This window comes from Roseateles sp. FW305-36 (assembly GCF_058787015.1).
This window is the reverse complement of the sequence record NZ_JBYSZK010000002.1, coordinates 17,405-39,391: the sequence shown is the minus strand read 5'-3', so window position 1 is coordinate 39,391 and position 21,987 is coordinate 17,405. Positions and strand designations below refer to the sequence as shown.

At 67.2% G+C, this 21,987-nt stretch carries 19 protein-coding genes; 12 read left to right on the top strand and 7 right to left on the bottom strand.

The annotated features are described in order from the left end of the window. Positions 1 to 52 precede the first annotated feature (52 nt). Positions 53 to 235 carry a hypothetical protein gene (locus tag AC3WOE_RS04440; protein WP_492688546.1) on the top strand — a complete coding sequence of 61 codons (183 nt, stop codon included), beginning with the start codon at positions 53 to 55 and terminating at the stop codon, positions 233 to 235. On the opposite strand, the gene AC3WOE_RS04435 is transcribed toward AC3WOE_RS04440, so the two are convergent. The 4 genes from AC3WOE_RS04435 to AC3WOE_RS04420 are packed head-to-tail and all read right to left on the bottom strand — an operon-like array spanning position 222 to position 3,454. Further along, positions 222 to 1,145, bottom strand: coding sequence for an SMP-30/gluconolactonase/LRE family protein (locus tag AC3WOE_RS04435; protein ID WP_492688545.1), 924 nt, complete (start codon positions 1,143 to 1,145; stop codon positions 222 to 224). The genes AC3WOE_RS04440 and AC3WOE_RS04435 overlap by 14 nt on opposite strands. Continuing rightward, positions 1,132 to 1,605 (bottom strand): acyl-CoA thioesterase, encoded by a 474-nt coding sequence (locus AC3WOE_RS04430; RefSeq protein ID WP_492688543.1) that lies wholly within the window; start codon positions 1,603 to 1,605, stop codon positions 1,132 to 1,134. Before AC3WOE_RS04430 ends, AC3WOE_RS04435 begins: the two co-directional genes overlap by 14 nt. A 17-nt stretch (positions 1,606 to 1,622) precedes the next feature. Further along, a complete protein-coding gene (locus AC3WOE_RS04425; RefSeq protein WP_492688542.1) occupies positions 1,623 to 2,684 on the bottom strand; it encodes an aldose epimerase family protein in 1,062 nt (353 codons plus the stop codon). 2 nt (positions 2,685 to 2,686) lie between these two features. Continuing rightward, positions 2,687 to 3,454 carry an SDR family NAD(P)-dependent oxidoreductase gene (locus tag AC3WOE_RS04420; RefSeq protein ID WP_492688540.1) on the bottom strand — a complete coding sequence of 256 codons (768 nt, stop codon included), beginning with the start codon at positions 3,452 to 3,454 and terminating at the stop codon, positions 2,687 to 2,689. Between the two features lie 203 nt (positions 3,455 to 3,657). On the opposite strand from AC3WOE_RS04420, the gene AC3WOE_RS04415 reads away from it, so the two are divergent. From AC3WOE_RS04415 to AC3WOE_RS04365, 11 genes are read left to right on the top strand one after another with little or no spacing between them, the layout of a single operon-like run. Beyond that, positions 3,658 to 4,596 carry a dihydrodipicolinate synthase family protein gene (locus tag AC3WOE_RS04415; protein ID WP_492688538.1) on the top strand — a complete coding sequence of 313 codons (939 nt, stop codon included), beginning with the start codon at positions 3,658 to 3,660 and terminating at the stop codon, positions 4,594 to 4,596. Further along, a complete protein-coding gene (locus AC3WOE_RS04410; RefSeq protein ID WP_492688537.1) occupies positions 4,596 to 5,522 on the top strand; it encodes an arabinan endo-1,5-alpha-L-arabinosidase in 927 nt (308 codons plus the stop codon). Before AC3WOE_RS04415 ends, AC3WOE_RS04410 begins: the two co-directional genes overlap by 1 nt. Positions 5,523 to 5,538: 16 nt before the next feature. Then, the gene (locus AC3WOE_RS04405; RefSeq protein WP_492688536.1) at positions 5,539 to 6,630 is read left to right on the top strand and encodes an ABC transporter ATP-binding protein; all 1,092 of its coding nucleotides are present in this window, start codon (positions 5,539 to 5,541) and stop codon (positions 6,628 to 6,630) included. Beyond that, positions 6,627 to 7,517: a carbohydrate ABC transporter permease gene (locus AC3WOE_RS04400; RefSeq protein ID WP_492688534.1), complete on the top strand. Its 891-nt coding sequence runs from the start codon at positions 6,627 to 6,629 to the stop codon at positions 7,515 to 7,517. The genes AC3WOE_RS04405 and AC3WOE_RS04400 overlap by 4 nt, the downstream gene beginning before the upstream one ends. Beyond that, positions 7,514 to 8,350 carry a carbohydrate ABC transporter permease gene (locus AC3WOE_RS04395; RefSeq protein ID WP_492688533.1) on the top strand — a complete coding sequence of 279 codons (837 nt, stop codon included), beginning with the start codon at positions 7,514 to 7,516 and terminating at the stop codon, positions 8,348 to 8,350. Before AC3WOE_RS04400 ends, AC3WOE_RS04395 begins: the two co-directional genes overlap by 4 nt. Continuing rightward, complete coding sequence (locus AC3WOE_RS04390) at positions 8,347 to 9,657, top strand: extracellular solute-binding protein (RefSeq protein ID WP_492688531.1); 1,311 nt, start codon at positions 8,347 to 8,349, stop codon at positions 9,655 to 9,657. The genes AC3WOE_RS04395 and AC3WOE_RS04390 overlap by 4 nt, the downstream gene beginning before the upstream one ends. After that, positions 9,654 to 11,192: an arabinosylfuranosidase ArfA gene (arfA, locus tag AC3WOE_RS04385; RefSeq protein ID WP_492688530.1), complete on the top strand. Its 1,539-nt coding sequence runs from the start codon at positions 9,654 to 9,656 to the stop codon at positions 11,190 to 11,192. Before AC3WOE_RS04390 ends, arfA begins: the two co-directional genes overlap by 4 nt. Next, the gene (locus AC3WOE_RS04380) at positions 11,189 to 12,130 is read left to right on the top strand and encodes a glycoside hydrolase family 43 protein (protein WP_492688529.1); all 942 of its coding nucleotides are present in this window, start codon (positions 11,189 to 11,191) and stop codon (positions 12,128 to 12,130) included. Before arfA ends, AC3WOE_RS04380 begins: the two co-directional genes overlap by 4 nt. Positions 12,131 to 12,134: 4 nt before the next feature. Next, the gene (locus AC3WOE_RS04375; RefSeq protein ID WP_492688527.1) at positions 12,135 to 14,030 is read left to right on the top strand and encodes a glycoside hydrolase family 97 protein; all 1,896 of its coding nucleotides are present in this window, start codon (positions 12,135 to 12,137) and stop codon (positions 14,028 to 14,030) included. Between the two features lie 23 nt (positions 14,031 to 14,053). Continuing rightward, a complete protein-coding gene (locus AC3WOE_RS04370) occupies positions 14,054 to 14,806 on the top strand; it encodes a FadR/GntR family transcriptional regulator (protein ID WP_492688526.1) in 753 nt (250 codons plus the stop codon). 1 nt (position 14,807) lies between these two features. Beyond that, the gene (locus AC3WOE_RS04365; RefSeq protein WP_492688525.1) at positions 14,808 to 15,791 is read left to right on the top strand and encodes a LysR family transcriptional regulator; all 984 of its coding nucleotides are present in this window, start codon (positions 14,808 to 14,810) and stop codon (positions 15,789 to 15,791) included. A 6-nt stretch (positions 15,792 to 15,797) separates the two neighbouring features. Here AC3WOE_RS04365 and AC3WOE_RS04360 read toward each other — a convergent pair whose 3' ends face one another. From AC3WOE_RS04360 to AC3WOE_RS04350, 3 genes are all read right to left on the bottom strand, one after another. Beyond that, the gene (locus AC3WOE_RS04360; protein WP_492689211.1) at positions 15,798 to 16,175 is read right to left on the bottom strand and encodes a glyoxalase superfamily protein; all 378 of its coding nucleotides are present in this window, start codon (positions 16,173 to 16,175) and stop codon (positions 15,798 to 15,800) included. Positions 16,176 to 16,226: 51 nt separating this feature from the next. Continuing rightward, the gene (locus AC3WOE_RS04355; RefSeq protein ID WP_492688524.1) at positions 16,227 to 16,544 is read right to left on the bottom strand and encodes a hypothetical protein; all 318 of its coding nucleotides are present in this window, start codon (positions 16,542 to 16,544) and stop codon (positions 16,227 to 16,229) included. A gap of 277 nt (positions 16,545 to 16,821) precedes the next feature. Continuing rightward, a complete protein-coding gene (locus tag AC3WOE_RS04350) occupies positions 16,822 to 21,951 on the bottom strand; it encodes an alpha-2-macroglobulin family protein (RefSeq protein WP_492688522.1) in 5,130 nt (1,709 codons plus the stop codon). Positions 21,952 to 21,987: the final 36 nt, after the last annotated feature.

Sequence of the window (21,987 nt, the reverse complement as noted above, 5' to 3'; positions counted from 1 at the left end):
CTTGACGCGCCACTGCTTACGGTGGTGCTGTCTCGATGCAAGAGGAGGTCGCATGCGACGCCTTCAACACTTCAGCTTCACGGCCACCGCCACGGAGCCCCGCCAGCCGGCATCACAGAGCCGGCCCGCCGTGCCCGCCAGCGCGCGGCCCAGCGACGAAATGTGGCGCTCGCGCCGCGTGCTGTCCGGCTCGGACTGGATGGACGCCTGGGTGCTGAAGCCTACGCGTCGTTGAACAGCGCATCGGGCAGGTACAGGCCCGGCTCGATAGACATGCCGAACAGGCTGCCCGACAGCGGGCGGGCCATCAAGTCGGCGGTACTCAGGCCCTCGCGGGCCGTCGTGACGAGGATCTGGTCGCCGTTCGGACCACCCATGGCCGGGCAGGTCACATTGCTGACCGGCACGCTAGAGCGTCCCAGCAGGCGACCGTCCGGTGCGTAGCGGGCCACCGCTGCATTGCCCCACTCGGCATTCCACAGACAACCCTTGGCGTCGATGATGGAGCCGTCGGGCCAGCAGTTGTCGTCGAACTCCTTGGTCACGAAGACGCGCGGCTCGCTGACGTGGGCGCTGTCGGCGTCGTAGTCGCAGACCATGATTCGGGTCGTCGTCGTGTCGGCGTAGTACATGCGCCGGCCATCGGGGCTGAAGCAGATGCTGTTGGAGATGCCGACACCATCCAGCGCCAGGCGGCGCAGGCCGCGGGCCAGGGAGTATTGGTAGAAGCTGCCGATGCGCTGGCGCGGGTTGGCTTCATCCAGCGTGCCGAAGACGAAGTTGCCGCTGCGGTCGCAGCGCCCGTCGTTGGCGCGCGTGGTGGGCAAGTTGGCTTCCAGCGGCAGGATTTCTTCGGGTTGGCCGTCGATGCTGCCGGTGGCTTGCAGATCGGGCAGCGTCAGGCGCGCGAGGCGCTTGGCCATGGCCAGGATGATGGAACCCGACTTGCCATGCACGAAGCAGCCGACGCGCTCGGGCAGGCGCACCTGCAAGGTGGTGGCGGCGCCGGGTGTCCAGGCGTAGATGCAGGCGCCTTCGATGTCGGTCCACCACCAGCGGCCGGAAGGGGCGTGCCACTGCACGCCTTCGCCGAGCTTGTTCGCCTGGGCGAGAGAGAGGGCGAAGGGATATTCAGGATTGCTCATCGGGTCGGGCTTCAAGGGCCGCGCGGGCCTGCTTGCGGGCGACGGCCGCGGCGTGGCGGCGGCGCTCGTCGGGAGTGAAGGGACGCAGCGGCGCCACGGGCACGGGCTTGTTGTCGTCGCCCACGGCCACCATCGTGAAGTAGCAGCTATTGACGTGCCGCGTCTCCTGGGTGCGGATGTTCTCGGCCACGACCTTGATGCCGACCTCCATCGACGAGGTGCCCGTCATGTTGATGCTGGCCAGGAAGGTGACCAGCTCGCCGACGTGGATGGCCTGGCGAAAGATCACCCGGTCCACCGACAGCGTGACAACGTAGCGGCCGGCATAGCGGCTGGCGCAGGCATAGGCGACCTGGTCGAGCAGCTTGAGGATGTTGCCGCCGTGGACGTTGCCGGAGAAGTTGGCGGTGTCCGGCGTCATCAGCACCGTCATCGTCAGTTGGTGGGCGGGCAGGTCCATGGCGTCCTCGGCGGCAATCAGCTGAAGCGATGGATTGTGGTGCTGCGCCACACCTCGCCGGGCCTCAGCACCGTGGAAGGCCAGTCGGCGCTGGCTTCGTGATGCGGTGAGTCGGGGTTGTGCTGGGTCTCCAGGCAAAGGCCGTCGCCCTGGCGGTAGATGCGGCCGTTCGGTCCCGCCAGGCTGCCGTCGAGGAAGTTGCCGGAATAGAACTGGAGTGCCGGCTCACTCGTGAGGATGTCCATGCGACGACCGGAGTGCGGGTCCTCCAGCGTGGCGGCGGGACGCAGGCCGTCGGCGTCCGGCTCACCGTCGAGCAGCCAGTTGTGGTCATAGCCCTTGGCCAGCAGCAGCTGCGGATGGGCTTTGCGGATGCGGGCGACGATGGAGCTCGGCTGGCGGAAGTCGAAGGGCGTGCCTTCCACCGAAGCGTGGCGCTGCGGGATCAGGTGTTCGTCCACCTCGCTGTAGCGCGACGCGGGGATGGTCAGCCGATGGCGCAGCGCGCTGCCATCGCCGGCGAGGTTGAAGTAGTCGTGGTGGGTCAGGTTGACGACGGTGGCGCGGTCGGTCGTCGCTTCGTAGTCGATGCGCCAGCTGTTGTCGGTGGCGCTCAGCGAATAGCGGACGTAGGCCCTCAGCTCGCCCGGGAAGCCCTGCTCACCATGCGGGCTGGTGTAGCTGAGGCGCAGAGCCGCAGCTTCACCTGCGCGCGGCTCGGCGGGCGCCGCCTGCCAGAGGCGATGGCCGAAGCCCTCGGTGCCGCCATGCAGGCAGTTCAGGCCGTCGTTGCAGCCCAGCAGATGCAGCTCGCCATCCAGCTCGAAACGGGCGCCGGCGATGCGATTGCCGTAGCGGCCGACGATGATGCCGAAGGACGGATTGCGATGGACGTAATCGTCGAGGTTGTCGAAACCCAGCACGACATTGCCGCTCTGGCCCTTGGCATCGGGCGCCCACAGGCCGGTGACGATGCCGCCCAGCGTGATGGCGGTCAGCTTCAGGCCGAGGCCGTTCTCCAGCGTGTACTCATGCACCACCCGGCCATCCGGCAGGCGGCCGTATTCGCGGCATTCCATGCTCACACCCAACCGCCGTCGACGATGAAATCCTGGGCCGTGCACATGGCGCTGTCGTCGGCGGCCAGGAACAACGCCATGCGGGCGATGTGATCCGGCATCAACGGCTGGTTGATGCACTGGCCCTTGGCGATCTCCTGCTTGGTTTCTTCGGTGACCCAGAGCTTCAACTGCTTCTCGGTCATCACCCAGCCCGGCACCAGGGTGTTGACGCGGATCTTGTGCGGTCCGAAGTCGCGCGCCAGGCAACGCGTCAGCCCTTGCGCTGCGGCCTTGCTGGCGGTGTAGGCCGGCATGCCACCCTGCTTGAGCATCCAGCTGATGGAGCCGAAATTGATGATGCTGCCGCCGCCGGCCGCCTTCATGTCGTCCAGCACGGCCTGGGCGGTGAAGAACTGGTGCTTGATGTTGACGGCCACGCTTGCGTCCCAGAACTCGGGCGTCGTCTCCTCGACGGCGTGGCGCTTGTCGTTGGCGGCGTTGTTGAGCAGCACGGTGAACGGCCCGATGCGCTCGCGCAGGGCCACGATGGCCTCGCGCAGCGTGTCGACCTTGCTCAAATCCGCCGTCATGAACTGAGGCGCGTGGCGCGAAGTCGCAGCCAGCCGGGCCGCCAAAGCTTCACCTTCGGTTGCGGCCAGGTCGATGAAGGCCACCTTGGCGCCCTGTTCGGCGAAGGCCTCCACCAGCGTCTCGCCGATGCCGGTGGCCCCGCCGGTGATCAGGACGCCCCGGTCCTGCAGGCTGGGATAGCGGGCGTAGGAACTCATGCGGCGGTCTCCGTTTTCAAATGCTGGCCGGCTTCTTTGGCCGGGCGATGGTTGGATTATTAGTCATACTTTTTTGTTTGCAAAGTCGACAATTTCCGGGTTAACCCCAATGATCTTGCTTAAATAGTCATACTTTAATGATGACCATGCCGGCGGCAACAGCTGGCCGTGCCCAACTTCCCACCGAGACAAGGGACCGCATCATGAGCGCCTCCACGACCCGCCCTACTCGTCCGTACCGCGGCGTCTTCCCCGTTGTGCCGACCATCTTCCACGCCGACGGCACGCTGGACCTCCCCGGCCAGCTGCGCTGCGTCGACTTCATGATCGACGCCGGCTCCACCGGCTTGTGCATCCTCGCCAACTTCTCCGAGCAGTTCGTGCTGTCTGACGCCGAGCGCGAGACCCTGACGCGGGCCATCCTCGAGCACGTGGCCAGCCGCGTGCCCGTCATCGTCACGACGACGCATTACTCGACGCAGATCTGCATCGAGCGCAGCCAACTGGCTCAATCGCTCGGCGCGGCCATGGTCATGGTCATGCCGCCCTATCACGGCGCCACCTTCCGCGTGTCCGAAGGCCAGATCGAGAGCTTCTACCAGCGCCTGTCCGACGCGATCTCCATTCCCATCATGATCCAGGACGCCCCGGTGGCCGGCACGCCGCTGTCGGTGCCCTTTCTGGCGCGCATGGCTTCAACAATAGCCAACGTGAAGTACTTCAAGCTGGAGATGCCTCAAGCCGCCAGCAAGATGCGCGAGCTGATCCGTGTCGGCGGCGCCGCCATCGAAGGCCCCTGGGACGGCGAGGAAGCCATCACGCTGCTGGCTGACCTGGACGCTGGCGCCACCGGCGCGATGACGGGCGGCGGCTTCCCCGACGGCATCCGCAAGATCTTCGACGCCTTCCACGCCGGTGACCGCGAAGAGGCCGTGGTGCAGTACGGCCGCTGGCTGCCGCTGATCAACTACGAAAACCGCCAGGGCGGCATCCTGACCGCCAAGGCGCTGATGAAGGAAGGCGGCGTCATCAAGAGCGATGCGCCCCGCCACCCCTTCCCCGAGATGAGCCCCGAGACGCGTGCCGGTTTGCTGGACGCGGCCCGCCGCCTCGACCCCCTGGTCCTGCGCTGGGGCAAGTGATGCGCTGGCTGGCGGCGCTGCTGGCGCTGTGCCTGAGCTGCGCTCCCGCGCTCGCCCTGGAAGTGCAGGGCGACACGGGCGCCCACGACCCGACGCTGCTGATCCAGCCCGACCGCTGGTTCGTCTTCACGACCGGCAAGGGCCTGCAGCGCCTGGAGTCCGCAGACGCCGGCAAGACCTGGCGCCGCCTCGCCCCCGTGTTCAGCGAGCCGCCCGCCTGGTGGGCCGAGGCCGTGCCCGAGCACAAGGGCCTGGACGTCTGGGCGCCCAAGCTCTTCGTGCACCGCGGCCGCACTTGGGCGCTGTACTCGATCTCGACCTTTGGCAAGAACCACTCGGCCATCGGCCTGGCCAGCAGCGACCGGCCCGACGGCGACTGGCGCGACGAAGGCCTGGTGGTGCAGAGCGTCGCCAGCGACAACTTCAACGCCATCGATCCCGACCTCTTCGCCGACACCGATGGCAGGCTGTGGCTCAGCTATGGCTCCTTCTGGGGCGGCCTGCGCCTGACTGAGCTGGACGCGAAAACGCTGCACCCCATCGGCGAAACCCGCTTCATCGCCAGGCGCAAGGCGGGCCTGGAGGCGCCGACGATCGTTCGTCGCGGCGACTGGGTCTATCTGTTCGCCTCCTTTGATCTCTGCTGCCGCGGTGCGGCCAGTACCTACAACATCAATGTCGGCCGCGCCCGCAGCGTCGAGGGCCCCTACCTCGACCGCGACGGGAAGGCGCTGATGGAAGGCGGCGGCACCCCGCTGCTGGTGGGCGGCACCCGCTGGAAGGGCCCTGGCCACCAGGACGTCGTCGGCGACTGGCTGGTGCACCACGCCTACGACAGCGAGCGCGGCGGCAAGCCGCATCTGCGCATCAAGCGCCTGGACTGGTCGGCCGACGGCTGGCCCGTGGTCGCACCACAAGAAGAATGAATCGGAGACACCCACCGTGGCTGGCCTGAAACTGGAGAACGTCTGCAAGCGCTACGGCGCGGTGCAGGTCATCGAGAACCTGTCGCTGGACGTCGCCCAGGGCGAGTTTGTCGTCTTCCTCGGCCCCTCGGGCTGCGGCAAGACCAGCCTGCTGCGCATGGTGGCGGGCCTGGAGGAAGTGACCGGCGGCCGCATCCTCATCGGCGACCGTGACGTGACCCACGCCGCCCCGGGACTGCGCAACCTGGCGATGGTGTTCCAGCACTACGCGCTGTATCCGCACATGACGGTGCGCGACAACCTCGCCTTCGGCCTGAAGAACATCGGCATCCCGGCGGACGAGATCGCCAAGCGCATCACCGAGTCGGCCCGCATGCTGGAGCTGGACACCCTGCTGGACCGCAAGCCCGGCCAGCTCTCCGGTGGCCAGCGCCAGCGCGTGGCCATCGGCCGCGCCGTGGTCAAGGAGCCGGGCATCTTCCTGTTCGACGAACCGCTGTCGAATCTCGATGCGGCTCTGCGTGGACGCACACGGCTGGAACTGGCGCAACTGCACCAGCGCCTGGGCGCCACCATGGTCTTCGTCACCCACGACCAGATCGAGGCCATGACCCTGGCCACGCGCATCGTCGTCATGAAGGGCGGCGCCATCGAGCAGGTGGCCACGCCCGCCGAGCTGTATCGCCGGCCGGCGACGCGCTTTGTCGCCAGCTTCATCGGCACGCCGGGCATGGGCTTCGTGCCGGTTCAGCGCGCGCCCGACGACCGCGGCCGCGCCGTCGTTACGGTGCCGGGCGGCCAATGGGTGACAACGCGCGTCGCCACCGAAGGCCTGTCCTCGCAAGGTCTGGTGCTGGGCGTGCGGCCCGAGAACCTGCGTGTGGCCGAGCAAGGCCCGCTGCGCGGCCGCGTCGAGCTGGTCGAGTTCCTCGGCGAGCGCACATTGGCGCATCTGAAGCTCGAAGGCGGCAGCCCGCTGATCGTCACGGTGCCGGCCGGTACCTCGCCCAAGCTGGGCAGCTATGTCGCCGTCAGCGTGGACGTGGCCGAGGCCCATCTCTTCGACGAAAGCGGTCGCGCCCACCATGCGCAGGAGTCGCTTGCATGAGCGCGCCCACCGTCGGGCTGCGCGCCTCGCGCCCGGCCTACGCCCTCTTCGTGCTGCCCTTTGTGGCGCTTTATGTGCTGCTGCTGCTGTGGCCATTGGCCAAGGGCGTGTGGATCAGCTTCCACGACCACGACCTGCTGTCCGACGACAGCCTGTGGGTGGGGCTCGCGAACTACCAGGAGCTGTGGGGCGACGAGGTCTTCCACCAGGTCGTCTGGAACACGATTCGCTTCGTGCTGATCAGCACGCCCATCTTCGTCGTGCTGTCGCTGACGCTGGCGCTAGCGCTCAATCGCCAAGGCAAGCTCGCCACCTTTTTGCGCGCCACCTTCTTCTGCGCCTCGGTGTTCTCGGTCACGCTGATCACGCTGGTGTGGAAGCTGGCCCTGATGCCCGAGCGCGGCCTCATCGCGCAGTTCTTCGCGGCCCTGGGACTGCCCGAACTGCCGCTGCTGACCAGCGACAACCTCGCGCTGCTGACCGTGGCCCTCGTCACCGTGTGGTGGATCATCGGCCTGCCGATGATCATGTTCCTGTCGGCGCTGCAGCAGATCCCGTCGGACATCTATGAGGCCGCCGCGCTCGACAATACGCCGCGCTGGCGCGTGCTGACCCACATCACACTGCCCAGCCTCAAGCGCGCCATCGTCCTCGTCGCGCTGATCGAGGTGATCCGCCAGTTCCAGGTCTTCCCGCAGATCATGCTGATGACCAACGGCGGGCCCAACAACACGACGCGCTCCGTCGTGCAGTTCATCTACGAGCAAGCCTTCATGCAGCTCTCGCTGGGCTACGCCACCGCCGCCTCGCAAGTGCTGCTGGCCATCATGCTGGTGGGCGTCTCCACGCAGCTCTGGCTTGAAAGAGACAAGGGAGGCCAGCGATGAACCCGTTGCTAAGACGCGGTTGGTTCGACCGTTTCGTCATGGTGGCGCTGACCCTGCTGGCCCTGGCCTGGATGGCGCCACTGCTGTGGGTGCTGGCTCTGTCCTTCAAGCCCAACGAATTCCTGCTGACGCGCACTGACGTCTTCCTGGCGCCGCCCTACACGCTGGCCAACTACCTCGACATCCTGCAGACCTCGCAGGTGTTCCGTTGGCTCGGCAACAGCGCCCTCGTCGCCCTGCTGCAGACGGTCGGTGTCCTGGTGCTGTCGTCGCTGGCCGGCTACGGCTTCGCGCGCTGTGAGTTCCCGGGACGCAAATGGCTGTTCGCCCTCGTCATGTTCGGCTTGGCCGTGCCGGCGCAGTCGGTCTTCATCCCGCTGCACCGCCTGTTCTCGGACTGGAATCTGCAGAACACGATTGCCGGCCTCACGCTGCCGGGCCTGGCCGCGCCCTTTGGCGTCTATCTGATGACGCAGTACTTCAAGGCCATCCCGACCGAACTGGAAGAGGCCGCGCTGCTGGACAACGCCTCGCGCTTCAAGACCTTCGTGCGCATCATCCTGCCGCTGAGCCTGCCCGCGCAGGCCACGCTGGGCATCTTCACCTTCCTGGGCTGCTGGAACGACTATCTCTGGCCGTTGGTCATCGCGACCCAGCCGGACATGTACACGCTGACCCGCGGCCTGGCGTCCACGCAGACCAACTTCGCACAGTCCGAGGGCCTGGGCTTCCTGATGGCCCAGGCCGTATTCGCTGGCATGCCGGCCCTGATGCTGTATCTCTTCTTCCAACGCCACCTCGTCACCGCGGTTGCAGGGACGGGCAAGTCATGAAGCGGCTGGCTGCCCTCTTCTGCACGCTCCTGCTCGCCGCCTGCGGCGCCAGCAAGGACAACGCAGGCAAGACCGAGATCACGCTGATGCGCTTCTTCGGCAGCTGCGAGGCGCAATACGGCCAGGTCGTGAAGGCGTCCGAAGGCGTCGGCGAATGCGGCATCGTCACGGCCCTGGTCAACGAGTTCAACGCGACCCATCCCGACATCGTCGTGAAGACGCAGATCGGCGAGTGGGGTCCCTACTACGACCAGCTCACCGCGCGGCTGGTGGCCAAGGACATCCCGACCGTCGCCGTCATGCACGAGTCCGCCCTGGGCGACTATGTGCGCCGCAAGTTGATCCTGCCGCTCGACGAGGACTTCCAGCGCATCGGCATCCCGGTGGACGACTTCACCGAACACGCCCGCCGCGGCACCAGTTTCAACGGCCAGACCTATGCGCTGCCCTTCGACACCTGGGCCTGGCTCTGGCATATCAACACCGGCCTGATGAAGAAAGCCGGGCTCGGCGAGCTGCCGCGCTCGCCCGAGGAACTGCTGGCGCAGGCGCGCCAGTTCAAGCAGCGCACCGGCAAGCCCTATTTCGCCTGGGCCGTGGCCAACGAGACGGCGGCTAACGACCGCACCTTCCTGACCCTGGTCGCGCAGCAGAACGCCAAGCTGTTCTCCGACGACGGCAAGACCATCAACATGCATCAGCCCGCCGTCGTCAACGCGCTGACGCTGATGCAGACGCTGTACCGCGAAGGCCATGTGCGCCCCAACCTCGACTACGCCGCCGCCAACCAGGCCTTCCTGAATGGCGAGGCGGGCGTCGTCGTGGTCGGCACCTGGACCATCGACCAGTTCCTGCGCGAGTCGCAAAAGCCCGAGTCCAAGCTGCAGGGGGCGTACGTGGTGAAGCCCTTCCCGCAGCTCTACGAGAAGCCCGCCGTGTTCGCCGACGGCCATTCCTGGGCGCTGTTCAAGGGCGGCGCCAAGGATGCCAAGGCGCATGAGGCCAGCGTCAAGTTCCTGAAGTTCGTCTGGGACCACTCGGCCGAGTGGTCGCGCACCGGCCATCTGCCCGTCAGCAAGACCGTGGCCGAGAGCGCCGCCTTCCGCGCCCTGCCCATGCGTGAGGCCCTGACCGAGATCACGCAGACCGGCGTCGGCATGCCCGGCAATGTGCCGACCCAGCGCGCCATCGAGCTGCTGATCGGCGAGGACGTGGCAAACGTGATGATCTCCGGCAAGCCCGTGGACGAGGTGCAGGCCAGCGTCGAGAAACGCGTCAACAAAGCTCTGAAGAAAGCCCGCCGATGACTTTCGAAGCCTCGCTCACCGTCGACCGCGACTTCCCCCTTGCGCCACTGGACCGCCGCCTCTTCGGCGTCTTCGTCGAGCACCTGGGCCGCTGCGTCTACAACGGCATTCACGAGCCAACGCACCCCACCGCCGACGAGCGCGGCTTTCGTGGTGACGTGGCCGAGCTGACGAAGGAGCTGGGCGCCACCATCGTTCGCTACCCCGGCGGCAACTTCATGTCGGGCTACAACTGGGAAGACGGCGTCGGCCCCAAGGACCAGCGCCCCCGGCGCCTGGACCTGGCCTGGTTCTCGACCGAGACCAACCAGGTCGGCACTCACGAGTTCATGCACTGGTGCAAGAAGGTGGGCATCGAACCCATGTTCGGCGTCAACCTTGGCACCCGCGGGCCGGACGAGGCCCGCCACTACCTCGAATACTGCAACCACCCCAGCGGCACGGCGCTGTCGGACCTGCGCCGCTCGCACGGCGCCGAGGAGCCGCTGGACATCAAGTTCTGGTGCCTGGGCAACGAGATGGACGGCCCCTGGCAGATCTGCCAGAAGACGCCCGACGAGTACGGCCGCATCGCCAAGGAGACCGCCAAGCTGATGCGCTGGGTGGACCCGAGCATCGAGCTGGCCGCCTGCGGCTCGTCGGCCTACGACATGCCGACCTACGGTGTCTGGGAAGACCGTGTGCTTGAGCACTGCTTCGAGTTCGTCGACTACCTGTCCCTGCACAGCTACTTCGTCAAGCCGCCTATCGGTCAAGGTTCAGACACCAGCACCGAGAGTTTCCTTGCGCAGATCGAGACCAATGCGCGCTACATCGAAGACACGGTGGCGATTGCCGATGCGGTTGCCACGCGCAAGCGTTCGACGAAGCGATTGAAGCTGTCTTTTGATGAATGGAACGTCTGGTACCGCGCACGCCATGGCGAGCATCTGAAGCAAGCAGGGTGGCCTGAGGCGCCGCGGCTGCTTGAAGAGGTCTACACGGCCGAGGACGCGCTGCTCATCGGCGGCATGCTGACCATGATGATGAACCACGCCGACCGCTTGAAGGTCGCGTGCATGGCCCAGCTTTGCAATGTCATTGCCCCCATCATGACCGAGCCCGGCGGCGCGGCCTGGCGGCAGACGATCTTTCATCCCTTCGCGCAGGCAGCGCGCTGGGCCCATGGCGAGGTGCTGCGCCCCGTCGTCGAGTCGCCCGGCTATGCGAACGCCAGACATGGCGAATTGCCCTATCTGTGCGCCAGCGTCGTCGATGACGCGGACACGGGCCAGACGGCGGTCTTTGTGCTGAACCGCAGCCTGACCGACGAGATGGATCTGTCCATCACGTTGCGCGGCCTGGGTGCGGATCGCGAGCTGGTGAAAGCCGAGCAACTGCACTCGGCCGACCTCAACGCCAGCAACACCGCCGATGCGCCCGACCGCGTCGCGCCCCAAGCCTTGGAAGGCGTCTGCATCGACGGCGAGCAACTGCGCGTCAAGTTGAAGCCGGCCTCCTGGAACGTCATCGTCACGAAAGCGCAGCGCGCATGAACAGCTGGACCAATCCCATCGTCGAGCAGCGCGCCGACCCGCATCTGAGCCTTGTCGACGGCCGCTACTGGTTCACCGCCTCGGTGCCCAGCTACGACGCCATCGAGATCCGCAGCGCCGACAGCATTGCCGGCCTCGCCACTGCGTCGACGAAAGTAGTCTGGCGCAAGCACGACAGCGGCCCCATGAGCTTTCACGTCTGGGCACCGGAGCTGCACCGCATCGACGGTCGCTGGTACGTCTACTTCGCGGCCTCGGAGCGTGACGACATCTGGAGGCTGCGCATGTATGTCCTCGAATGCGAAGGCGACGACCCGCTGCGCGACGCCTGGGTGGAGCGCGGACAGATCGTGACGCCCGAGGAAGGCTTCTCGCTGGACGCCACACCCTTCGAGCACCAGGGCAAGCGCTATCTTTGCTGGGCGCAGAAGAGTCCGCCGACGCAGAGCAATCTCTACATCGCCGAGATGGCGAACCCGTGGACGCTGAAGACCGAGCCCGTCGTCATCACGCGCCCCGACCTGGCCTGGGAGCGCATCGGCTTCTGCGTCAACGAGGGTCCGGCCCTGCTGAAGCGCAACGGCCGCGTTTTCATCGCCTACTCGGCCGCCGCAACCGACGCCAACTACTGCATGGGCCTGCTGTGGGCCGACGAGAACGCCGACCTGCTCGACCCGAAGAGCTGGCAGAAGTCGCGCAAGCCGGTGTTCAAGACGGACGAGGCCGTCGGCCAGTTCGGTCCCGGCCACAACAGCTTCACGACGACGCCTGACGGCAAGACCGATCTGCTGGTCTATCACGCCCGCAACTACCGCGACATCGTTGGCGATCCGCTCAACGACCCCAACCGCCATGCGCGCGTGCAGACCTTCGGCTGGCGCGCAGATGGTTTCCCCGACTTCGGCATGCCGGTCGCTGACGGCCCCTACTCGATCTGACGCCATGAAACTCATCGCCTCGCTCCTGCTCGCCATCCCCGCTCTCGCTCAAGCGCTGAGCAGCCCCGACGGCCAGCTCCAGGTCGACGTGTCGGTCAACGATCGGCAGCAGCTCGTTTACAGCGTGCAGCGCACCGGTCAGCCCGTGCTGCTGGCCTCGCGCCTGGGCCTGGTGCTGGAGCAGGGCGACTACGCCAACGGCCTCAAGCTCGTCGCCGCGTCCAAGATCACGCCCCACCGCGAGCAGTACGCGCTGGTCGCCGGCAAGAAGAGCAAGGTGGACTACCGAGCCAACGAGCAGCGCTTCACCGTCGCCAATGCCGCTGGCCAGCAGCTCGTGCTGACCCTGCGCGCCTCCAACGACGGCCTGGCCCTGCGCTACACGGTCGACGGCGCGGGCCGGAAGACCTTCAAGGATGAGCTGACCAGCTTCGCCTTTCCCACCGACGCGCGCGCTTGGCTGCAGCCCATGTCCGTCGCCAAGACGGGCTGGAAGCGCACCAATCCGTCCTACGAAGAGCATTACCAGACCAACATCCCCGTCGGCACCGCGGCGCCATCGCATGCCGGTTGGGTCTTCCCCGCACTGTTCCGCTTGGGCGCCAACTGGGTGGCGCTGACCGAGGCCGGCATGGATGGGCGCTTCCACGCGTCGCGACTGGCCAGCGATTCGACGGGCGGCGTCTATCGCATCGGCCTGCCAGAGGCGAGCGAGGTCTTCACCGGCGGGCATCTGCTGGCCGATGTCGACGGCATGCTCACGACACCGTGGCGCGTGCTCGCCATTGGCCCGCTGAGGACGGTCATGGAGTCGACTCTGGGCACCGACCTCGCGGCACCCGCTGCTGTCCTCGACAAGGCCAATCTGCAGCCAGGACCGGCCTCCTGGAGCTGGGCCATCCTGAAGGACGAGGGCACGGTCTACGACGTGCAGAAGCGCTTCATTGACTACGCCGCAGACATGCACTGGCCCTACACGCTGGTCGACGCCGATTGGGACCGAAAGATCGGCGACGCCAGGATGAAGGAGCTGGCCGACTATGCGAAGACCAAGAATGTCGGCCTGCTCGCTTGGTACAACTCCTCGGGCGCCTGGAACGACACCGAGTACAGCCCCAAGAGCGCGCTGCTGACCAAGGAAGCGCGCGCCAAGGAATTCGCCCGCGTGAAGGCCATTGGCATCAAAGGCCTCAAGGTGGACTTCTTCGGTGGCGACGGCGCTTCCATGCAGGCCTATTACGTCGACCTGCTGAAGGAGACGGCGGCCGCCGGCCTGCTGCTGAACTTCCACGGCGCGACGCTGCCGCGCGGCTGGAGCCGCACCTATCCCAACCTGATGACGACCGAGGCCGTGAAGGGCTTCGAGTTCGCCACCTTCACCCAGGAAGACCAGGACAAGGTCGTGCGCCACGCGGCCACGCTGCCCTTCGCGCGCAACCTCTTCGACCCCATGGACTTCACGCCCATGGTGTTCGCCGACATCCCCAACATCAAGCGCGCCACGCGCAACGGCTTCGAGCTGGCCGAGGGCGTCGTCTTCCTGTCCGGCATCCAGCACTACGCCGAGACACCCGAAGGCATGGCCACGGTGCCGGCTTATGTGAAAACGCTGCTGCGCGAGCTGCCGCGGCACTGGGACGAGGTGCGCTTCCTGGACGGCGAGCCCGGGCGATTCGTCGTGCTGGCCCGCCGCGCCGGCAAGCAATGGTTCGTCGCCGGCCTGAATGCAGACGACACGCCGCGTGAAGTGAAGCTCGACCTCGCCTGGCTGGGCAAGCGCCAGGGCCAGCTCATCACCGATGGCGTCGGCGAGCGCGAATTCGCTGAAAGCCAGCTCGCCGCACCGACCGCCGCTGTGACCTTGGCGCCTCACGGCGGCTTTGTCGCGCGCTTTCGATGAAAGCTTTTGGTAGCCTGCCGCCCATGCGAACCCGAGCGGACCATTCCACCTACAGCGCCCAACCCGAGGGCAAGAGCCAGCACGGCCGCATCGTCAGCGAGCTGGGCCTGGCCATCGTCGGCGGCGAGCTGCAACCGGGCGACAAGCTGCCGCCCGAGGCCCAGCTGCTGGAGCGCTACGAGATCAGCCGGCCCGTGCTGCGCGAAGCCGTGCGCGTGCTCGTCGCCAAGGGCCTGGTGGTGTCGCGCCAGCGCGCCGGTGCCATCGTGAGGCCGCGCAACGAGTGGCATCTGCTGGACCCCGACGTGCTGTACTGGTTGATCCAGTCCCGCCCCCAGCGCGACTTCGTGCAGACGCTGCTGGAAGTGCGCCGCATCTTCGAACCCGCCGCCGCCGCCCTGGCCGCCCGTGCCGCGACAGACGAGCAGCTGGTGTCCATTGCCGCCGCCTACGAGGGCATGGCCGCAGCCAAGACGACGGCCGAGCTGCTGGAGCCCGACCTGGCCTTCCACCGCCGCATTGCCGAGGCGACTGGCAACGACCTGCTGGCCTATATCGGCAACATGCTGTCGCTGGCCCTGCGCGAATCCATCATCCTGTCCAGTCAGCTGCCCAACACGCACGATCTCTCGCTGCCGCGCCACAAGGCCATCCTGACGGCCCTGCAGGCCCGCGACGCCGTCAGTGCCCGCCAGGCCACGCTGGTGCAGCTGGAAGAAACCGGCGACGACATCAACACCGTGCTGGCCGCCGACGGCCGCGTGAATCTGGCTTGATATGGCACGCGACGACGACGACACCAACGGCACGTCGCTGACCGACGCCAGCCCCAACCCCAACTGGTTTTTGCGCGCGCGCCTGAAGACGCGCCAGCTGCTGCTGCTGATCGCGCTGGACGACGAGCGCAACATCCACCGCGCTGCCGAAGTCCTCTGTATGACCCAGCCGGCCGCCTCCAAGCAGCTCAAGGACCTGGAGGACATGCTGGATGTGAAGCTCTTCGAACGCCACCCGCGCGGCATGGAGCCCACGCTGTATGGCGAGACCATGATCCGCCACGCCCGCATGGCGCTGACGTCGCTGTCCGCGGCCCACGACGACATCGTGTCGCTGAAGAACGGCCTGGCCGGCCAGGTCGAGGTCGGCGTCATCATGACCCCGGCCATGGGCCTGCTGCCGCGCGCCATCTCGCGCATCAAGCTGCAGGCGCCCAAGCTGCGCATCGGCGTGCACATGGAGAGCAGCAAGCAGTTGCTGGACATGCTGCAACGGGGCAAGCTCGACTTCATGATCGGCCGCATCGTCGAAGAGGAGAACGCCGCTGGCCTGCACTACGAGGAACTGACCGTCGAGCCCGCCTGCGCCGTCGCGCGCGTCGGCCATCCGCTGCTCAAGGAAGACAACCTCAAGCTCGCCGACCTGGCCGACCAGCCCTGGATCCTGCCGCCTACTGGCAGCGTGCTACGCCACCGCTGGGAGCTGATGTTCCGCCGCGCCGCGCTGGAGCCGCCGTCCAACAACGTCGACACCACGGCGCTGCTGCTCATCACCGCGCTGCTGCAGCAGACGGATTCACTGCACGTGATGCCGGTGGAAGTGGCGCGCTACTACGCGTCGCTGAACGTGCTGGCCATCCTGCCCATCGATCTGCCCTGCCATATGGACGCCTTCGGCATCATCACCCGCGAGGGGCATCTGATGTCACCGGGCGCGCGGCAGTTGCTGCATGAGGTGAGGTCGGCGGCGCGGGATCTGTACTGAAGGCGATCAGGTACTCACGGCGTTGGTGAACGTCAGCCGGTTGCCGAAGGGATCGGTCACCGACACATCGCGCGAACCCCAGGGCGTGTCCGTGATACCGGGACGTGCATGGCCGTAGTTCCTGGCGCTGAGTTCGGCGTGGAAGGCGTCGATGTCGCTGACCCGGATGCGCATGCCGGCGCCAGGGCAGCAGTCGCCATGGTGTTCGGTCAGGTGCAGCACGCAGCCGTTGCGTGACACCTGCATGTACAGCGGCAGGCCCGGCGCGAAGCGATGCTCCCAGTCGATGGTGAAGCCGAGGAAGCCCACATAGAACTCGCGCGCCTTGGCGGCGTCGAAGCTGCGCAGGATGGGGGTGATCTGGTCAAAGAGCATGAGGGGCAGTGTGGTGGTTCGGCCGGTGCGCGCGCAAGGCCTCAGGATGGGGATGCTCCGCTAGAACCGCCGCAACGCCTTACAGCCACTCACCTCGCTGCGGCGCCAGCGAACCCAGGGCTCGTTGCGGTCCAGCGTGGCATAGAAGGAGCGCACGAGCGACCCCGCCTGTCCGCCGAAGGAGAACTGGCCCTGCTGATTCATATACGGGCCCAGCCTGTCGACATCGGCAAGCTTCCACTCGCCTTTTTCGAGGCGAAGACGGAGGCGGTCGCGCCAGCTGAAGTTTTCGGCAGCCGTGAAATTCACAAGGACCGTGGCCGTCGTCTCATGCACGCGGAGAACCTCGATCTCGATCTTCTCGGGAGGCTCGTACACCGAGCTGAGATACAGATTGCCCTCGGTGTAGGGCGGCTTCTCGTCCGGGAATTTCGTTCTGTAGACGTTGTAATAGCGGGCCGTGGCTTTCAGCAGGCAGAGCAGCTCGTCGCTGACCAGGCTGGCCAGCTGCGCCTGCTCCTTCTCCAGCGGTGCGCCACTGGGGTGGGTCTGGGCGATCCAGTCCAGAAAAGCCGAGGCGGCACCGTGGGGGAGTCCGCCGCCGTGGCCGTCGACTGGAGGCCGACGGTCAGGGCGGCAAGGAGGAGCAGGCGCCTCACTTCTTGTCCACCACCGTGATCTCCCCTTCCGCCTTGCCGATGCCCCTCACCTCCGGTCGGTACATGTCCTCGGCAAACGTCGCCGGCACCACATAGCGCCCCGGCGTCACCGCCCGCACCAGGTAGAACAGCTCCAGCGGCTGACCGAGCGACGCGGCGACCACGTAGCGGTCGTCGCGGTACTCGGCGTGCACGATGCGCTCGTTGGCATTGGCCTGGGCGATGTTGACGCCGTCCACCGTGAACTCGCCGGCCTTGGGGCCCTGGCTGAGATTGAGGTTCTCGATCTCGAAGCCGGCCGGGATGCGGTCCACCACGAGACCGTCCTTGATGTTTTGGCTTGCCTTGACGCGCAGGCGCACGATGAACATCTCGCCGGTCGTGAACTGTCGGGCCGTCACCGGTTTGCCCTCGGTGGTGAACATAGCGCGTTCCACCGCGATGCGGTCGGTGGCGGCGGGCAGGGGCTTGATCGGGTAGCCCTGGGCCGACACGTCGAGGTAGACCGGCGCGCCGCCCTCGTTCTTCAGCGTGATGCCGGACTTGAGCCGCGCCGGCTCGAAGCTCTGCTGGCCCGTGCCGCTGCCGGTCCAGGCGTCGGCCTTGCCGGCAATGCTCAGTGTGGTCTTCCAGGCGTCGTCCTTGGCGGCGCCGTTGGTGGCGGCCTGCACGGCCAGGAACAACGCCAGGCGCTCCTGCGTCGAGTAGTAGTTGCGGCGGCTGAAGTCGTCGGACAGGTCGAACAGCAGGTTCTCGCGCTTGTCGTGGGCGACCTTGTGGCGCAGCAGCAGCGCATAGGCCAGGGCGCGGTCACGCACGCGCGAGCCGTAGTCGCCGAGCCAGTGACCCCACCAGTAGTTGTTGGGGTCTTCGGGCTGGAAGCCATAGCCGCGCAGCATGGCGTCGTTCAGCGCCACCTTGGCGCGGGCCTCGTCGCCCATCAGCTTCAGGGCCAGGCTCAGGTGCACCAGGGGCAGCGGCGACAGCGCATGGCTGCGGTACTCGTCGTGCAGGGTCTTGAGCGTGGCCAGCGGCGCCTTCTGCTCGCGGGCCAGGATGTAGCCGGCATGGGCGGCCTCGGCGAAGCGCTGATGGCTCAGTCGCAGCATCTCGCCTTCGCGCCAGTCGACCACGCGGCCCTTGTCGTCGCGGCGGATGTCCTTGGGCGCTGTGACCTGCTGGCCGGGGCTGCGCTGGAACTGCTCGAGCAGGTTGTCCAGCGAGCGCTTCAGCATGGCGTCGGGCACGTTGAAGCCGGCGTCGCGGGCGTCCTGCAGGAAGCCGGTCACATAGGACGACAGCCAGGCCTCGTAGGGGCTGTTGGCCTCCCACAAGCCATAGCCACCCTTGGGCTGCTGCATGCCGGCCAGGCGGGCGAAGGCGCCTTCCAGCCGCTTGGCGCGTTCCTCACGCGGCACGGGCGTCATGCCCCAGCGCTTGGCGGCCTCGTCGTCGATGAACACCAGCGGGTAGGCGCTGGACGTCGTCTGCTCCAGGCAGCCATAGGGGTACATCAGCAGGCCCTTGACCTGGTCCTTGATGTCGATGGGCGGCGAGTTGGACACGCTCAGCGAGACGCTGGACGAGCCGGCCCAGTAGGCATCGAGCAGGGCTTTGTCCAGCACTTGCGTGGCACCGGGCTCGAGGCGGATGCGGCGGCTGTCGCGCGTCAGCGGCGTGACGGGCTGCACCTGCAGCGCCGCCTCGCGCGTCAGGCTGAGGCCCGCGCCCTGGCCCGCCGTCACCTTGACCTGGATGGGTGCCAGGCCCCAGGCGTCCAGGGCCTCGGCCTGGAATTTCAGGATCTGGCGCTGCTTGTCGTTGAGCTTGATGGGCTCGACATTGCCAGTGATCTTCAGCGGACCGCTGGCCGTCACGGTGACCTTGACCTGCTGCGGCGAGCCGCTGAGGTTGGTCACGTCCAGCGCAATGGTGGCCTTGTCGCCGGGCGACACGAAGCGCGGCATGTTGAGCTCGGCCACCAGCGGCGCGGCGACGATGGTCTCGGCCTGGGCCGAGGCATAGCTGTCGGCACTCGACACCACGGCCATCACGCGCAGCGTGCCGTTGAAGTCGGGCAACTGCAGCGGCACCGTGGCCTCGCCCTTGGCGTCCAGCTGCACGGGGCCGCTGAACAGGTCCACCAGCAGCACCTTGCGCGGCATGCTCTGCGTGTCGCGCTTGCTGGCGTCGCCGCCGAAGCGCTGCTTGGCCGCATTGCCCTCCATCTTCTCGATGATGCGGCCGTAGAGGTCCAGCATGTCGGCGCCGTAGCGGTGCTTGCCGAAGAAGTAGTCCTGCGGGTCGGGCGTCTTGAAGCCGGTGATGTTGAGGATGCCGACGTCGACGGCCGACACGGTCACGATGGCCGCCTTGCCGGCCAGCTGCGGCACCTTGACGTTGACGGGCAGGGTGGTGGACGGCTGCATCTTGGCCGGCACGCTCAGGGCCAGCTTGGGCTTGCGGTCCTCGCGGTTCAGCGGCAGGTGCACCAGGCCCAGGGCACGCGCCGGCGTCACCTTGTCGCCCAGGTTGCCGGGGCGGAAGGCGGCCACGGTCACATAGAGATCGTGGCGAGCCCAGTTGGCATCGGCCGAGATCGGGATCTCCACGTCGGTGCCGCTGGCCTTCACGCTGACGCGCTTGGTCCACAGCACGCGATCGCCTTCGACGGTGACGATGGCCTCCCCGTCATGCGGCGACTTGATGGCCAGCTTGGCCACGTCGCCCGGCTTGAAGGGCGCGCCCTGCAGCTTGAGCTGCACGCGGTCGGGGCGGTTGCCGATGTCGTCGGCGTCCTGGGCGCCGTAGCCGGCATAGAAGGCATAGCGCAGCGTCTGCTGGGTCTCGGGGTCTTCGATCTCCAGGCGGTAGCGGCCCCAGCGCACCGGCAGGTTGAGGGTGGTCTTGGCGGCCAGCTTCAGGGTGCGGGCCTCGACGAGTTCGTCGCTGCTGTTGAAGCCGGAATGCCAGCCGCGGCCGTCGTCGTAGCGCCAGTACCAGCGGCGCTCCTCGTAGGTCAGCGTCACCTTCAAGTCCTTGGCGGGCTTGAAATTGCCGGCCGCGTCCACGCGCACCACGTCGAAGCCGGCCAGGCCGCCCTCGGCTGCCACATTGCGGTCGAACAGCGGCCGCACGCCGACCAGGGCCGGCGCGGGCCACCAGGTGCGTTCCAGGCTGCGCACCACCGGGCGGCCGCCGGACTCCAGCAGGCTGAAGGAGCCGCGCACCCGCATCGGCGAACTGCGCGCCGCCAGATTGGCTGTCAGCGCGACCTCTGCCTTGCCTTCGGCATCCAGCTCCACGTCGGCGACGTCCTGGCGCGAACGCTCCTTGTCGTCGTCGAAGTCGCCGAAGATGAAGCCGGGCAGCTTCTGGCCCAGCGGGTTGGTCAGCCTCTCGGTCGCGACCGTGGCCTGCAGGCGGTTGCCGGCGGCCGGTGCGCCATAAAGATAGTCGCCCTGCACCTGCACGGGCAGGTTGACCTCGCCCAGCAGGGTGTCCTCGGCCGCCGTCAGCTTGAGCTTCATGCGCTCGGGCAGGAACTCCTCGACCTTGAAGCTCCATTGCGCGTCGGGGTTCTTGGCCGCGGGGTCGATGCGGGCCTGCACCGTCCAGCCGCCGGTGGGCGCGTCGGCCGGCAGGCTGACGGCCTGCTGGTAATAGCCGGTACCGATCTTGCCCGGCTGCACCAGCTGCTCGGCCAGCTTGCTGCCGTCGGGCTTCTTGATGGTCAGCGTGACGGGCAGGGGTTTGGGCAGCGGCTTGCCATCGGCATCGCGGGCCAGCACCGAGACCTGGAAGTTCTCGCCCGGCCGATACAGGTCGCGGCCGGCGTAGACGAAGAGCTTGTTGCTGCGCGAGGGATGGCCGGTGGCGTCGAACTCGCTCAGGTCCAGGGCCGCGTCGCGCAGCGACAGCACCGACATCTCCTTGCCGCCGCCGCGGCGCGCCAGCACCGCGCGGGCCTTCTCGTTGTTGCCGGTGAAGACGGCATGGCCCTCGCCGTCGGTCTGCACCTGGGCCAGGGCCTTGCCGGCCTCATCGACGAGGCTGAGCTCCACGCCCGACAGCGCCGTGCCGCTCTTCAGCGAGGTCGCGAACACGTCCAGCTGGGCCGCGTGGCGGCGCAGATGCAGGCCGATGTCGGTGACGTAGTAGTGCGTGACCTGGTAGTCCCAGCCGAAGCGGCCGGGCTGGTTCATGATGGCCACGTAGATGCCGGGCTCCTGCAGCTCCTTGATGCCTTCCACCGGCAGATAGCTGACGTTGCGGCGGTTGGGTCGCGCGTCGGTGGTGAAGCGGCTGACGTAGACGCTGTCGCTCATGGCGCGCAGCTGGTCCAGCACCCAGCCGCCCACGGTGCCCTTGAGGCGGCGCTGGTTGTCGCCATAGCCGTCGTAGTAGTAGCCGCCTTCCTCGTCCTCGTAGTTGGGCGTGCTGCTGCGCTCGCGCCGGCCGCCCACCTGCTCCAGGAAGGCCGACAGCGAGGCCGGTTTGATGCGCAGGAACTGCACATCCACCTCGGGCGTGTTGACCGTGACGATGGGCAGGCCGCCGTTCTGGCCGGCCGGCAGCACCAGGCCCTTGCTGGCGAAGTAATAGGCGTCGGGCATGGCCTCGCTGGCCTCGAAGCAGTTATGCGGCACGGCCAGCTTGGCCCCGGATTGCGCCGCCAGCTCCGCCTTCATTGCGATCCGGTAGCTGCGGTCCGGCTTGACGTAGGGCAGGTAGAGCACCCGGGGGTTGTCGCCCAGCACCCAGCGCGCATCGACGGGCTTGAGCGAGTCCTCGCGCGGGAAGGTCTTGGTGTCGCCCTTGACCGTGGGTGGGTTGCCCTCCTGGGCCGTCAGCAGCTTGTCGAAGTCCTGCTTGCGGTCCAGGGCCTGGGTGAACATGACGGCGATGGCCGGCGAGCCGTCGAAGAGCCGCGCCTTGCAGTCGCTGAAGGCAAAAGCCGCTTCCTCGGCGCCGATCTCAGCGCTGCTGGGCAGGCTGGGCCCGAACAGAGACGACGAGGGCGACGACGATGACCCGGGTTGCTGCTTTTGCGAAACCCACCAGCCGCCACCGACGACGGCAGCCGCACCCACCAAGGCCAGGGCGGCCTTCTTCCACGTGACCATGCAGATCCTCCCTGCGATTTGCCAGGGAGTTTAGGC